Origin of the sequence: Halobacillus yeomjeoni (genome assembly GCF_020171525.1) — a bacterium.
GTDB lineage: Bacteria > Bacillota > Bacilli > Bacillales > Halobacillaceae > Halobacillus > Halobacillus yeomjeoni.
The window spans coordinates 78,524-93,373 of sequence record NZ_JAIVAI010000008.1; the positions used below are offsets into that span (position 1 = coordinate 78,524).

General features: G+C 42.6%; 16 protein-coding genes. All 16 read left to right on the forward strand.

Annotated elements, in window-relative coordinates; genetic code table 11:
* Positions 1–4 precede the first annotated feature (4 nt).
* Complete coding sequence (gene atpB, locus LCL89_RS15680; protein WP_197317216.1) at positions 5–727, forward strand: F0F1 ATP synthase subunit A; 723 nt, start codon at positions 5–7, stop codon at positions 725–727.
* A 47-nt stretch (positions 728–774) separates the two neighbouring features.
* Positions 775–987: a F0F1 ATP synthase subunit C gene (atpE, locus tag LCL89_RS15685; RefSeq protein ID WP_014644824.1), complete on the forward strand. Its 213-nt coding sequence runs from the start codon at positions 775–777 to the stop codon at positions 985–987.
* A gap of 239 nt (positions 988–1,226) precedes the next feature.
* Complete coding sequence (gene atpF, locus LCL89_RS15690; RefSeq protein ID WP_197317217.1) at positions 1,227–1,748, forward strand: F0F1 ATP synthase subunit B; 522 nt, start codon at positions 1,227–1,229, stop codon at positions 1,746–1,748.
* Entirely contained in the window at positions 1,745–2,293 is a 549-nt protein-coding gene (locus LCL89_RS15695) for a F0F1 ATP synthase subunit delta (protein WP_224810866.1), read from the forward strand. The genes atpF and LCL89_RS15695 overlap by 4 nt, the downstream gene beginning before the upstream one ends.
* A 15-nt stretch (positions 2,294–2,308) precedes the next feature.
* Positions 2,309–3,817: a F0F1 ATP synthase subunit alpha gene (atpA, locus tag LCL89_RS15700; protein WP_197317219.1), complete on the forward strand. Its 1,509-nt coding sequence runs from the start codon at positions 2,309–2,311 to the stop codon at positions 3,815–3,817.
* A 92-nt stretch (positions 3,818–3,909) separates the two neighbouring features.
* A complete protein-coding gene (locus LCL89_RS15705; protein WP_197317220.1) occupies positions 3,910–4,773 on the forward strand; it encodes a F0F1 ATP synthase subunit gamma in 864 nt (287 codons plus the stop codon).
* A 41-nt stretch (positions 4,774–4,814) separates the two neighbouring features.
* A complete protein-coding gene (atpD, locus tag LCL89_RS15710) occupies positions 4,815–6,227 on the forward strand; it encodes a F0F1 ATP synthase subunit beta (RefSeq protein WP_197317221.1) in 1,413 nt (470 codons plus the stop codon).
* A 78-nt stretch (positions 6,228–6,305) separates the two neighbouring features.
* On the forward strand, positions 6,306–6,710 hold the full coding sequence (locus LCL89_RS15715) for a F0F1 ATP synthase subunit epsilon (protein ID WP_197317222.1): 405 nt from the start codon (positions 6,306–6,308) through the stop codon (positions 6,708–6,710).
* A gap of 192 nt (positions 6,711–6,902) precedes the next feature.
* Positions 6,903–7,136, forward strand: a complete 234-nt coding sequence (locus LCL89_RS15720; protein ID WP_197317223.1) for a DUF1146 family protein — start codon at positions 6,903–6,905, stop codon at positions 7,134–7,136.
* A 104-nt stretch (positions 7,137–7,240) separates the two neighbouring features.
* Positions 7,241–7,951 carry a YwmB family TATA-box binding protein gene (locus LCL89_RS15725; RefSeq protein ID WP_224810867.1) on the forward strand — a complete coding sequence of 237 codons (711 nt, stop codon included), beginning with the start codon at positions 7,241–7,243 and terminating at the stop codon, positions 7,949–7,951.
* 34 nt (positions 7,952–7,985) lie between these two features.
* Positions 7,986–9,296 (forward strand): UDP-N-acetylglucosamine 1-carboxyvinyltransferase, encoded by a 1,311-nt coding sequence (gene murA, locus LCL89_RS15730; RefSeq protein WP_197317225.1) that lies wholly within the window; start codon positions 7,986–7,988, stop codon positions 9,294–9,296.
* A 127-nt stretch (positions 9,297–9,423) separates the two neighbouring features.
* On the forward strand, positions 9,424–10,446 hold the full coding sequence (spoIID, locus tag LCL89_RS15735; protein ID WP_224810868.1) for a stage II sporulation protein D: 1,023 nt from the start codon (positions 9,424–9,426) through the stop codon (positions 10,444–10,446).
* Between the two features lie 763 nt (positions 10,447–11,209).
* The gene (locus LCL89_RS15740) at positions 11,210–12,079 is read left to right on the forward strand and encodes a peptidoglycan DD-metalloendopeptidase family protein (protein ID WP_224810869.1); all 870 of its coding nucleotides are present in this window, start codon (positions 11,210–11,212) and stop codon (positions 12,077–12,079) included.
* 340 nt (positions 12,080–12,419) lie between these two features.
* Positions 12,420–12,701, forward strand: a complete 282-nt coding sequence (gene spoIIID, locus LCL89_RS15745; RefSeq protein WP_197317228.1) for a sporulation transcriptional regulator SpoIIID — start codon at positions 12,420–12,422, stop codon at positions 12,699–12,701.
* A gap of 290 nt (positions 12,702–12,991) precedes the next feature.
* Positions 12,992–13,990, forward strand: a complete 999-nt coding sequence (gene mreB / locus LCL89_RS15750; RefSeq protein ID WP_197317229.1) for a rod shape-determining protein — start codon at positions 12,992–12,994, stop codon at positions 13,988–13,990.
* 30 nt (positions 13,991–14,020) lie between these two features.
* A complete protein-coding gene (locus tag LCL89_RS15755; RefSeq protein ID WP_224810870.1) occupies positions 14,021–14,845 on the forward strand; it encodes a flagellar hook-basal body protein in 825 nt (274 codons plus the stop codon).
* Positions 14,846–14,850 lie beyond the last annotated feature (5 nt).

The following is a 14,850-nucleotide window of genomic DNA, read 5'->3' on the forward strand; positions in this document are numbered from 1 at the left end:
CAGATTGAATCACGAAGCACCGATGTGGAAGGACGCATTTGGTATTGAGTGGCTGGATTTTAACCTTTCTAACGTTTTAATGATGTTTGTTGCATCATTGATCGTATTCATCTTAGGTGTAGCGGCCACGAAAAATATGCAGCGGTACCCGACAGGATTCCAGAACTTTATGGAATGGTTGATTGATTTCATAAAAGGAATTATCGGTTCAAATATGGACTGGCGGACAGGAAAGCTTTTCTTGCCTTTAGGTTTGACATTATTTACCTACATATTTGTATCGAACATGTTAGGTGTCGTCACGAATGGAGTCGTAGGTCACGAGCTATGGTGGAAATCACCTACAGCTGATCCAGGAATCACGATGACTTTAGCCACTTTAGTAGTTGTTCTATCACACTACTATGGCGTGAAGTTAAGAGGTGGTAAAGAATACAGCAAGACATTCGTCAAGCCATTACCATTCTTACTACCATTCAAAATCATTGAAGAATTCTCGAATACGTTGACGTTAGGTCTCCGTCTTTACGGGAACATTTATGCAGGTGAGATCTTACTCACCCTACTCGTAGGTTTAGCAGCGAGTGGTATCGGCGGATTTATCGGAGCAACACTACCGATGATTGCGTGGATGGGCTTCAGTACATTTATTGGATTTATCCAAGCATTTATCTTCGTTATGTTAACGATGGTTTATATGTCTCACAAAGTGAGCGAAGACCATTAATATAAAAGCATAAAAATTTTTTTAAAATATTGAGGAGGATTTTCATTATGGGTCTTTTAGCAGCTGCAATTGCAGTAGGTTTAGCGGCACTAGGTGCTGGTATTGGTAACGGTCTTATCGTAAGTCGTACAGTAGAGGGAATTGCGCGTCAACCAGAATTGCGCAGTGCTCTTCAAACAACAATGTTCATCGGTGTTGCCCTAGTAGAGGCGATTCCTATCATCGGCGTTGTTATCGCATTCATCGTAATGGGTCAATAAAGCAGGACGAGCGTTTACGCTTATGGCGAAGTTCACCTCAAAGGTCTTCGCCTTTCCTTTATACCTTACGAAAACTTTATACTTCAAGAACAATGAAACAAAAATTCGACGGAGGCTTTCTATGGCCGAAGCCGGGTTTTTCTCTTGTCTGATGGTTGCGTCCAGGGCATCATAGGACGTTTCCGCATTTGGTAAAGTCTTAAACCTGTTACGATATGGTGTGGAGAGGAGTGAAAACTGTGCAAGGATTCACAGAGAGTCTTGTCCTCGGTGCTGGAGGACTGAATATAGGTGATATGATCATCCAGCTTGTTTTCTTCATCGGTTTGCTGGTCCTTCTACGTAAATTCGCGTGGGGTCCTTTGATGAACATGATGAAAGAACGTGAAGATTATGTCGCGAATGAAATCAATACAGCTGAAAAAAGCCGTGAAGAAGCGCAGCGCATGCAGCGTGAAGCTTCTGAAGAGTTGAAAAAGACACGTCAAGATGCACAGAACATAATTGAGGATGCTCGTAAAACAGCAGGTCAGCAAGAGCGCGATATTATCGAATCAGCTCGTGCCGAAGCAGACCGCATCAAGGAATCTGCTCGTCAAGAGATTGAACAAGAGCGTGACAAAGCTGTACAAGTCCTTAAAGATCAAGTCGCATCGATGTCTGTCATGATCGCTTCTAAAGTGATTGAAAAAGAATTATCTGAAAAAGATCAAGAGCAATTGATCAACAAATACATTGACGAGGCAGGAGAAGAGCGATGAGCCAAACGATCGTTGCAAGACGTTATGCAAACGCACTTTTTCAACTCGGTCAAGAAAAATCGAAACTCGATCAATTAGAAACTGAACTACGCACCTTGAGTGACGTATTTCAATCAAATCAAAAATTGATCACTTTCCTTAAGCACCCTCGCGTTACTGTGGAACAAAAGAAACAAATGATGAATGATGCTTTCAAAGGCTTTTCTGCCGAAGTTATCAACACTTTGCATATTTTGCTCGACAGGCACAGGGAAGAAATCATTCCAGATATGATCGCTGAATTCATCACATTGATGAACGATGCTAAAGGAATAGCGGATGCAGAAGTTTACTCCGTTCGTGAACTCTCCGATGCAGAACTGCAACGTATTTCAGAAACTTTCGCACCTAAGGTTGGGAAGCGTTCATTGAATTTGAAAAATGTTGTAGATCCAACGATTCTCGGAGGAATCCGACTACGTGTGGGTAACCGTATTTTTGATGGATCTGTCAGTGGAAAGCTTCGCCGTATGGAGCGTAATTTAGTTTCTGCGAACAATAGATGATAGGGGTGAAATGGCATGAGCATCAAAGCTGAAGAAATCAGTGCGCTGATTAAACAGCAAATTGAAAACTATGAATCCGATATAGAGGTCAACGATGTAGGTACCGTAATCGAAGTTGGTGACGGTATTGCCCGTGCTCATGGTCTTGACAGCGTCATGGCTGGAGAGCTCGTTGAATTCTCAAATGGTGTCATGGGATTGGCACAAAACTTAGAAGAAAGTAACGTTGGTCTTGTCATTCTAGGACCATATACTGATATTAAAGAAGGCGACGAAGTCCGTCGTACAGGACGTATCATGCAGGTACCTGTAGGTGACGAAATGATAGGTCGTGTAGTGAACCCTCTAGGACAACCAGTAGATGGTATGGGACCAATTGAAACGACTAAAACTCGTCCGATTGAATCTCCAGCTCCTGGAGTTATGGACCGTAAATCTGTAGATGAGCCACTTCAAACAGGTATTAAAGCGATCGACGCACTTGTACCAATTGGTCGTGGCCAGCGTGAGTTGATCATCGGTGACCGTCAAACAGGTAAAACATCTGTTGCAATCGATGCAATCTTGAACCAGCATGACCAGGATATGATTTGTGTATATGTAGCAATTGGCCAAAAAGAATCTACAGTTCGTGGAACAGTAGAAACTCTTCGACGCCACGGTGCCCTTGATTACACAATCGTCGTTACAGCTAGTGCTTCACAACCAGCTCCGCTTCTTTACCTTGCACCATATGCCGGTGTTACTATGGGTGAAGAATTCATGTACAACGGAAAGCACGTTCTAGTTGTATATGATGACCTTTCCAAGCAGGCGGCTGCTTATCGTGAACTATCTCTGCTATTGCGTCGTCCGCCGGGCCGTGAAGCCTTCCCAGGGGATGTATTCTACCTTCACTCCCGTCTACTTGAGCGTGCGGCCAAGTTGAGTGATGCAAAAGGCGGAGGGTCATTGACAGCTCTTCCTTTCGTTGAAACTCAAGCAGGTGATATATCCGCATATATTCCGACAAACGTTATTTCCATTACAGATGGACAGATCTTCCTGCAATCCGATCTATTCTTCTCAGGTGTACGTCCAGCGATCAACGCAGGACTTTCCGTATCCCGTGTAGGTGGATCCGCACAGATCAAAGCAATGAAAAAGGTAGCAGGTACACTGCGTCTTGACTTGGCATCTTACCGTGAATTGGAAGCATTCGCTCAGTTCGGATCTGACTTGGATAAATCCACTCAGGCCAAATTGAACCGTGGTGCTCGTACGGTAGAAATCTTGAAACAAGGTTTACACCAACCACTAGCCGTTGAAAAGCAAGTCATGAGTATTTACGCACTTACTAAAGGCTTCCTTGATGATGTACCAGTTGAAGACATCACTCGCTTCGAGTCTGAGTTCCACAACTGGTTAGACAACAACCGTAAAGACCTTCTTTCCCAGATCCGTCAAACAGGAAAACTGGCAGAAGCAGACGATATGAACGAAGCTGTAGAAGCATTTAAGAAAACTTTCGTAATTTCTGAATAATGTAGGAAAGCTTAATAGCTGGACATTTTAGAACCTACGGCAGCAGTTTTAACAATAAGTGCTCAACCAGCTAGAAAGGGTGGTGAAACAGCGTGGCATCCCTTAGAGATATTAAAGGCCGGATTACGTCTACTAAAAAGACAAAACAGATTACGAAAGCAATGGAAATGGTATCTGCTTCTAAATTGAATCGTGCCGAACAAAATGCTAAAAACTTTGTTCCTTACAGTGAGAAGATTCAAGAAGTTGTCGCAAGTATTTCTCAAGGCGGCGGTGATGCTAGTCACCCAATGCTTGAGGCTCGTGATGTAAAACGTACCGGATACTTAGTCATAACCTCCGACCGAGGCTTGGCAGGGGCATACAACAGCAGTATCCTCCGTAAAGTTTATCGTCAGATTCATCAGCACCATACTTCTGCTGAGGAGTATAAGCTGATTACGATCGGGCGAATCGGGCGTGACTTCTTCCGCAAACGTAATATGCCGGTCGATATGGACATCACCGGTATTTCCGATCAACCGGATTTTGCTGATATCCAAGATATCGCATCTCAGACTGTACAACTATATACAGACGGTGAAATCGACCAATTATATATTTATTACAACCACTATGTCAGTGCGATCACTCAGGAAGTTACTGAAAAGAAAGTACTGCCATTGACTGACTTGAACGAAGTGAAGAAAGGTGCTACAAGCTCTTATGAGTATGAGCCGAACCAAGAAGAGATTTTAGAGGTCTTGCTTCCTCAATATGCTGAGAGTTTGATCTACGGTGCATTGCTTGATAGTAAAGCCAGTGAACACGCAGCTCGAATGACTGCTATGAAGAGTGCTACAGATAATGCTGATGAATTGATCGGCGATCTTACACTTTCCTATAACCGTGCACGTCAAGCTGCAATTACCCAAGAGATTACCGAAATTGTCGGCGGGGCAGCTGCTCTCGAATAGGTATTCTTGGTCTTTTTAACAGTAAGTTAGGAGGGAAATCGATGAGTAAAGGACGCGTGACCCAAATTATGGGGCCCGTTGTTGACGTAACGTTCGATGACGGACATCTCCCTGATATTAATAACGCATTACATGTCAGCTATGAAGCGCAAAATGAAAATGAAAAAAGCGTCGACCTCACGTTAGAAGTTGCCCTGCACTTGGGCGATAATACTGTCCGTACCGTTGCAATGTCATCTACAGATGGCGTAATGCGTGGTACATCAGTAGCAGATACAGGAAAGCCTATTTCTGTACCTGTCGGAGATGTGACATTAGGTCGTGTATTTAACGTAGAGGGTAAAAATATTGATTTAGATGAACCGATTGGTGATGACGTACGTCGTGACCCGATTCACCGTCAGGCTCCTAAATTTGAAAACCTTGCAACAGAAACTGAGATTCTTGAGACAGGAATCAAAGTTGTTGACTTGCTTGCTCCATACGTTAAAGGTGGTAAGATCGGATTGTTTGGTGGCGCCGGTGTAGGTAAAACCGTATTAATCCAGGAATTGATCAACAACATCGCTCAAGAGCACGGTGGTATCTCTGTATTCGCCGGTGTAGGTGAGCGTACACGTGAAGGTAATGACCTTTACTATGAAATGACAGATTCAGGCGTTATCAAGAAAACAGCAATGGTCTTCGGTCAAATGAACGAGCCGCCTGGTGCACGTATGCGTGTTGCCCTTTCCGGTTTGACTATGGCGGAATATTTCCGTGATGAGCAAGGCCAGGACGTGTTGTTCTTCATTGATAACATCTTCCGCTTTACACAAGGTGGTCTTGAAGTATCCGCCCTTCTTGGACGTATGCCATCTGCCGTTGGTTACCAACCGACATTGGCTACAGAAATGGGACAACTTCAGGAGCGAATCACATCTACAGATAAAGGATCTGTAACTTCCATTCAGGCGATTTATGTACCTGCCGATGACTATACAGACCCTGCACCTGCTACGACATTCGCACACTTGGATGCAACAACCAACCTTGAGCGTAAGCTTTCTGAGCAAGGTATCTATCCAGCCGTGGACCCTCTTGCTTCAACGTCTCGTGCTCTTGATCCGGAAATTGTCGGAGACGAGCACTATGAAGTTGCACGTGAAGTTCAGCGTACACTTCAGCGTTATAAAGAATTGCAGGATATCATTGCAATCCTCGGTATGGATGAGCTTTCAGATGAAGACAAATTGACTGTTTCACGTGCACGTCGCGTTCAGTTCTTCTTGTCTCAAAACTTCCACGTTGCTGAACAGTTCACAGGCCAGCCAGGGTCTTATGTCCCTGTTTCAGAGACGGTTAAAGGCTTCAAAGAGATCCTTGACGGCAAATACGACGACATCCCTGAAGATGCGTTCCGCCTTGTCGGCCGTATCGAAGAAGTCGTTGAAAAATCTAAACAAATGCAATAACCCCATATCACAGTGAAAAGGGGTGATCACTTACTGAACACCCCGACTTTTCACTGAACAGCCAAGGAGGAAATGATTATGAGCACACTAACGGTGAGTGTTGTCACTCCTGATGGCCCGGTTTTGGAAGATGCATTTGAAATGGTTAGTTGTAAGGCGGAAAGTGGAGAGCTGGGAATTTTGCCTGGTCACATTCCAATGGTAGCTCCGCTTACAATAAGCGCTGTTCGCTTGAAAGGTGAAGGTAAATCAGATCGAATCGCGGTCAGTGGAGGATTCTTGGAAGTGAGACCAGATAAAGTTACCATTTTGGCTCAATCCGCTGAAAAACCTTCTGACATTGATATCGATCGTGCTCGCAAAGCGAAAGAGCGTGCAGAAAAACGCCTACAAGATAAACAAGCCGACATTGATTTCAAACGGGCTGAACTGGCCCTCAAACGAGCCATTAATCGTTTGGATGTTTTTGACAATAACTTCTAAACTGCTTTCATTTTGAGAGCAGTTTTTTTGTGGATTAAAGAATAATTGTGTCATCGATATGGAAATGATTCGTCAATATTCCCCGGGAAATGAGCAGCGAATCATTTTTTGTCAAAATGGTGTTTAAGAACAAATTAAACATGGTATATACCATAAGGTGTGTAAAACCATGGGTGATGAGAGGTGTGCAGAATGGACCAATACTTTGCCGAAGAAGCGATCATGAATATGACGTCACATTTAGTTTTCATCGTCATAACATGGAGAGTACTTCAATCGGTTAATTTTGATGCTTTTTTCAGGAAAAACCGTGTTTTTGAAGCCAGAGCACTTCTTATTATCGTTACGATCGCTTTAGGGTCGACGGTAAGTAACTTTTTCCTCGACTTTTTATCCTGGTCGAACAGCCTGGTGTACTTGTTTTAATAATGGTTAAGCGTTCATGTCTTTTCCTGTAAAGAATTGTTTCGTATGAGAGTTGTCTTCTCAGGCAAAACTTAAAGTAAGTCAATGCTTGGGGAGGCAATCAAATGAAGACTTTCATAGCAATTATATCTGCATGCGTCATTTTAGGAACAGGTGTTTACCCGCAGGAGATGTCTGCTTATAAACCGACGACTCTTGAAAAATTAGCAGGATTTGCTGTGGATGAACAGCTTCCTTTAGAATCATGGAAAGTCACTATGAAGGAACAAGTTGCCCAGACAAAGATTGACCAGTTGAAAAAGGAATTATTACATTCAGACAATGAAATAGTCATGACGGAAGAGGTTACGAAACACTCCAGGAAGATTACTTTCAAAGACGCTCAAAAAAATCCGTCGATTTTCGAATATATTATCTTGATCATCCCAAACGAAGAAAAATATTATGCAGAAATAGTTTATCTAGTAGAAGGACGGGGAACAGCTTCAATAACAAAAGAAGAAATGATGTATATCGATGACGTAAAAAGTCGATATTTCTCAGGAAATGTAACAATTTTCTCTTGTATTGAGGTGAAGTCTAGTGATATTATAGATGATGTTTTAGTGTATCAAAATTTCAAAAAAGCATTTAATATCACATCTATAGATGAAGTAATTGACAATGAACTAACGATTAGAACGGGCTATACAGAACAATGGGAACAAATGATACCGACCGCCAATGGAAAAATGAATGTTCAGTACGCCTCAAGAACTTTGGGCGAAGGGACAAACATTACGATTGGCACACCCATTATTACGAGTGAATATTAATAATAATGAATATGGACGCGGAGGAGAATGAACCTTGGAAAAAATCATCGTCCGTGGTGGGAGGCAGCTGAATGGTACTGTGAAAGCAGAAGGTGCCAAAAATGCCGTACTGCCTGTCATCGCAGCAAGTATAATTGCAAGTGAAGGAAAAAGTGTGTTGAATGAAGTACCTGCTCTAGCAGATGTATATACTATTAATGAAGTCATCAAACACATGAACGCTGATGTAACTGTAGACGGGAACACTGTAACAATAGATGCTTCTGGAGATTTATCGACTGAAGCACCAATAGAATATGTAAGAAAAATGAGAGCTTCTGTTCTTGTTTTGGGACCACTTTTGGCCCGCTATGGACATGCGAAAGTCGCTCTTCCAGGTGGTTGTGCAATCGGTTCTAGACCGATTGACCAGCACTTGAAAGGCTTTGAAGCGATGGGAGCTCATGTAACAGTAGGAAATGGTTATATTGAAGCTGAAGCCCCAGGCCGCCTGCAAGGTGCAAAAATTTACTTTGATGTTCCGAGTGTTGGCGCAACGGAAAACGTCATGATGGCCGCAGCTCTAGCTGAAGGTAAAACCATTTTAGAAAACTGTGCTAAAGAACCTGAAATTGTAGATCTCGCCAATTACTTGAATAAAATGGGCGCGAAAATCGTAGGTGCAGGAACAGAAACGATCCGTATTGAAGGTGTGGAAAAGCTGACTGGAGCAAACCACACAATTATCCCTGACAGAATTGAAGCAGGGACATTTATGGTTGCAGCCGCTATTACAGGCGGTAATGTCCTGGTTAGAGGTGCGATGACAGAACACTTGCGCTCCGTCGTTTCGAAGATGGAAGAGATGGGCGTTATTATCGAAGAAGAAGAAGACGGTCTTCGAGTCATCGGTCCTGATATCTTGAAAGCGACAGATATTAAAACTATGCCGCATCCTGGTTTCCCGACCGATATGCAATCTCAGATGATGGCCCTGATGTTGAATGCAACAGGTACAAGTGTCATTACTGAAACGGTATTTGAAAATCGATTTATGCATGTCGAAGAATTTCGTCGTATGAATGCAAAAATGAAGATAGAGGGCCGCAGCGTAATTATTGAAGGTCCATCAAATCTTCAAGGTGCAGAAGTAGCTTCAACTGATTTACGTGCCGGAGCTGCCCTTGTACTTGCAGGGTTGGTCTCAGAAGGATATACGCGTGTAACGGAACTGAAGCACATCGATCGAGGATATGTGAACTTCACTGAGAAATTGGCTCAGCTTGGTGCAGATATCGAGCGTGTCAAAGAAGAAGACGAAGTTACTGAAGAATATGAATCCAGTGAATCTGTTTCGACTTTATAACTTTTATCATTATAGAAGCTTGTCTGTCTCAATAATATTGAGATAGGCAAGCTTTTTTTGTTCTATCATTCATCAATTTTGGATACATTTTAGTAGAGGGATTTACTATATGACCAGGAGGATGCGAATGAAGATACAAAAATGGATCGTGCTTGTCATAACAGTAGCACTGTTTATGGCTATTCTTGTTATTCCCACATTAATCGTCGTACCATTTACGGACTCAAACGCAGTTAGCGAAGTAAAGGAAACCCCGGGCGGAAAAAAAGCGAAAGATGAAGTCACTGCTCAAAGTCCTTTCTCGATTCGTGTGCTTAGGACTCAAACGGGTCAAATTGAGAATGTTCCTCTAGAAAATTATGTGGCTCGAGTGGTTGCTTCGGAAATGCCGGTCAATTTTGAAATCGAGGCTCTGAAAGCTCAAGCATTAGCTGCTCGCACATATATCACCCGTCACATGATTCAAGAAGGATCTGTGTCTGACCACGCCGATGTAACGGATACAGTCAAACATCAAGTTTATAAAAACGAGCAGGAACTGCGGGAACAGTGGCAGGATAAATATTCAACCAACATTACTAAAATCAATCAGGCTGTCGAAGAAACCCAGGGAGAAATCATTACTTACAATCATGAACCAATTACAGCAGCATTTTTTTCTACCAGTAATGGATATACAGAAAATGCGGAGGATTACTGGGAAAATGAAATTCCTTATTTGAAAAGTGTAGAAAGTCCCTGGGATCAGGAATCACCAAAATTCGTCGATCAAAAAATCCTCACAGTGGAGGAGTTACAAACCAGTCTTGGGATCCGTTTAACGAAAGACACTACCATGACAAAAACAGAAGGCAACCGAGTTGAACGGGTGAATTTCGGAACCCAATCCTTTACTGGAAGGGAAATTAGAGAAAAGCTTGATCTGCCCTCCAGTGACTTTACAATTAAACAAAAAGGAAATCATGTCATCTTCACCACAAGGGGATACGGACATGGTGTGGGGATGAGTCAATATGGGGCGAATGGAATGGCGAAGATCGGAAAAGATTACAAGGAAATCGTCAACCATTATTATAAAGATACTAAAATTTCACCTATCAGTACTTTGACGGCTTCAATTGAAAATAATGATAAAAAACAAACGAACTAAAAACCGCTGAGAGGCGGTTTTTTTAATTTCGTTGGCTCTGTTAAAGTCTATTGTTGATATTTTAAACGATTACTAAATATAGTCCCTGTCTAGGATTAGGGGTTCGGTCCGTTATTTACTCAGAGCGTGGGATGGCGGGGAAAACAATCCGCTTTCCGCGGGGGACGCTTTAGCCTCCTTGAACTTCGTTCTCCGTAGTCTCACCTTGTTCCTTTTTCCCGCAGGAGTCTACCTGTTTTCCCTGCCATCCCGTTCGTAGTTGGTGTACCTGACTTCGGTAATGGCCTTTCCGATCCTCCTACTTTGAAGAGGCGGCCTTTTAGAATGGCGAGACTCCTGTGGGATAAAGGTACATCGTGAGACCCCGGAAGGCGCAGCCTGAGGAGGCTCACGGTACCCCACGGAAAGGGAGTCATTCTAAAAGGCCGCCTCATACAAAACCCAGGACGGAAAGAGCTGATATGAGCTCACATGTGATATAACAACACCTAGCAATAACAGAGCCATTTCGTTTGAAGAAATGTATTCGGGAGTCCTTAGAAATAGCAGCCGCACACGTGAACCATAATAGAAGAAAAAGAGAGCGGATGAATAGAGTGTAATGTATCATTGAACCCTTATAAACATAAGAAACAGGCAGTAGAGTAAAAATATAAACTCGAAACGTTATTTATAAAATTTTCCTTCTCATGTATATAATTCCTGATATCTGTTCAGAATGGTTTTTGAGGTGATGAACATGAGAGAGGAAGGTAAGAAAAGCGTGAGTAAATTAAAGTTTAAGCGCTTGATGCGTAAGAAGTGGTTGTATCCAGCTTTGTATTTGTCTGTAGCTGCATTGGTTTTAGTGGGAGTCTTTTGGTATCAGCAAGGGGCGAATGATTTAGAGAATCAAATCGCTGAGAAGCCAGAGGTTCAAAACGAATTTACGACTTATGAGAATGAGCAAGATTCAGTTGCTGTCATGGAACAAGATGAAAACTTGAAAATGCCTGTAGCCGATGAAAAAGCTGCTTCGATTGTCACTAAATTCTATGATTACAATGCATCCGAAAAAGATCAAGAGACTGCACTGGTTCTATACAACAATAAATATTATCAAAGTGAAGGTGTAGACATTACGAGAGAAGATGGAGAAGCTTTCGAAGTGACCGCAGCCCTTTCAGGAACGGTTACTGAAGTCAAAGAAGATCCTTTATACGGGAATGTCATCGAAATCACTCATGACAAAGATGTAACAACTGTTTATGCCAGCCTTGATAATGTCGATGTACAAGCAGGAGCTGAAGTTTCCCAAGGAGATGCCCTGGGTACTGCCGGACGTAATTCTTTCGGGCAGGCGAGTGGGGTCCACGTCCACTTTGAAGTTCGTAAAGATGGACAGCCGTTTAATCCAGAGAACCTTTTTGGTCAGCCTTTAAGCAAAATTGATGAAGAAGCTGAAAAGCAATCTGAAGGCAAACCGGAAAAAGGTGAAAATGGACAAAACAATCCTCCAGCAGAAACAAATGAGCCTGCGGAAGAATCTACAGACCACTACGAGATGGATGTAGAAGAAGACCCGACTGGTTCTGATGGCGAAGAAACGCCGGATGAAGACAGCGCATCTTCCATTTCAACAACTCAAACTTAAAAATGAGGGAATCTCCCTCATTTTTTTGTGTTTTAAAAAGGGCCTTTTAAAGGCAGATGTTGATTTTCACTGTAAAACAAAAGGTCCTAAATACATAATCCTCTCCCAAGCTTTCACAGAACTAAGTCTGCAGAAGTTGAGACGAAAGCCTTGTACTTACTTTAGACCTGTGGCATATCTTCAACAATTCTTTAATACAATGAAGATAAACCGAGCACTCGGTAACATCCAGGGTAAACAACTATGAATAAACATCCAGAGCCCGTTCCCAAAACTTAATAGTGAACGCTTTCCTCATAATCCCACCCCCTTGGATAGTCAATCACAGGAGGCGAGTGGAGTGCATGATTACATCAAAGAGAGAACCATCAAGATTGGAGAGCACATCATTGAAACTAAAAAAACGGTGAGAGTGATTGCCAAAGAATTTGGCGTTTCAAAAAGTACGGTGCATAAAGACTTGACTGAACGTCTTCCAGAAGTGAATCCAGAACTTGCGAAAGAAGTGAAAAAGATTCTGGATTATCACAAAGAAATCAGGCACCTTCGTGGCGGTGAAGCAACAAGAAGGAAGTATAAAGCGCAGGTTTTGGAAGAGCAGAAAGTCCAATCACTCCTCTGAAAATATGGATCCTCCCGATGTCAAATTCCCTCGATATGAGTAACTTTTTTTCCTATCGTATGAGACGAATGTCGTAATTTTGTGATAGAATATAAAATTAGATATGTAAGTATTTAAACTACCATGATAGCTATTCAAATAAAAGGGAAGACTAAATATCGGAGTGAAAATTCTCCACATCCTGACAGGAATATTGAATTGGATAGGACGCTGTTCAATAAGGAGTCTATGTTCAATTCGGTTTCTGTGAGGGTATTTATGCTTTTTACTACAGGGAGGATCTACAGGACATGTTTGCAAGAGATATAGGTATTGACCTCGGTACGGCTAACGTACTGATACATGTAAAAGGTAAAGGAATCGTTTTGAACGAACCTTCTGTCGTTGCGATGGATAGAAATACGGGTAAAGTGCTTGAAGTGGGTGAAGAAGCTCGTCGGATGGTCGGTCGGACTCCAGGCAATATTGAAGCCATCCGTCCATTGAAAGATGGGGTCATTGCGGACTTCGATGTAACCGAAGCCATGCTCAAGCACTTTATTCAAAAAACGAATGTTCGTGGGTTTCTTTCAAAGCCGAGAATGTTGATATGCTGTCCTACGAATATAACCAAAGTCGAGCAAAAAGCCATTAAAGAAGCTGCTGAAAAGTCTGGCGGCAAAAAAGTATACTTAGAAGAAGAGCCGAAAGTAGCCGCGATCGGTGCCGGAATGGATATTTTCCAGCCGAGCGGAAACATGGTCGTTGATATTGGTGGAGGAACTACAGATGTCGCTGTGCTTTCTATGGGGGATATCGTAACAGCTTCATCCATCAAAATGGCCGGTGATAAGTTCGATCATGAAATTCTTAACTATATCAAGAAAGAATACAAACTATTGATTGGTGAACGCACTGCTGAAAATATTAAAATCAGTGTAGCAACTGTATTCCCGGGATCACGTAATGAAGAAATCGAAATTCGAGGCCGGGACATGGTATCTGGACTGCCACGTACAATCAGCGTAAATTCTAAAGAAATTGAACAATCTTTAAGAGAATCTGTTCAAGTGATTGTACAAGCTGCCAAACAAGTGCTGGAGCGTACACCTCCAGAGCTGTCTGCAGATATCATCGATCGTGGAGTCATTATGACAGGTGGAGGCGCCTTGCTTCATGGAATCGATCAACTACTGGCTGAAGAGCTGAAAGTTCCAGTACTTGTTGCAGAATCACCAATGGATTGTGTAGCAACTGGCACAGGAATTATGCTTGAGAACATCGACAAAAGGATTTCGACGAAACTATAAACCATCCTATTTAAAAAAGGAGCGATGACCTTGTTAAGAGGATTCTACACAGCGGCTTCAGGTATGTTAGCGAACCAAAGGATGCAGGAAACATTATCTAATAATATGGCAAATGCCTACACCCCAGGCTATAAAGCTGATCAAGGGACTGTCAGGTCTTTTCCTGAACTTCTCATTCAACAGATGGGAAATAAGAGCATACCTACATCACGTGGTCTTAAATTACCTGTGCACAATAAAGTAGGATCCCTCCATACAGGGGTTTACATGCAAGAGTCTGTTTCTGATTTCACTCAGGGTGACTTGAAAGAAACAGGGATCAGTACAGATTTAGCTCTTATTCAAGGGTCAGTTCCTGATTCAAGTGGGATGATATTTTTCAACGTGCAGAATGAAGATGGAGAAATGCGGTACACCAGAAATGGGAACTTCACTGTAGATGGGGAAGGTTTTCTGACAACGAATCAAGGGTATTATGTAATGGATCAAAATGACGATCCGATTCAAACCGGGGGCATGGATTTTTCATTGACAGATACCGGAACGCTCCGTTTAGGTGAAAGGGAGATTCCTCTTGGTTTAACATATACCTCAAACTCTCCTGATATGGTAAAAGAAGGGAACGACCTTTTCCGCCCTGGAGAAGAAGCGGAACCGCTCGTTGATGCCCGGGCTAACCCTGAAATCAACTTTCAAATTCGTCAAAACTTCTTGGAGAGATCGAATGTCGACCCATCCCGCACGATGACAGAAATGATGAATACATACCGATCTTTTGAAATGAATCAACGAGTCCTCAAAGCTTATGACGAAAGCATGCAAAAAGCGGTTACGGAAATCGGGAGACTACGATAAGAGGA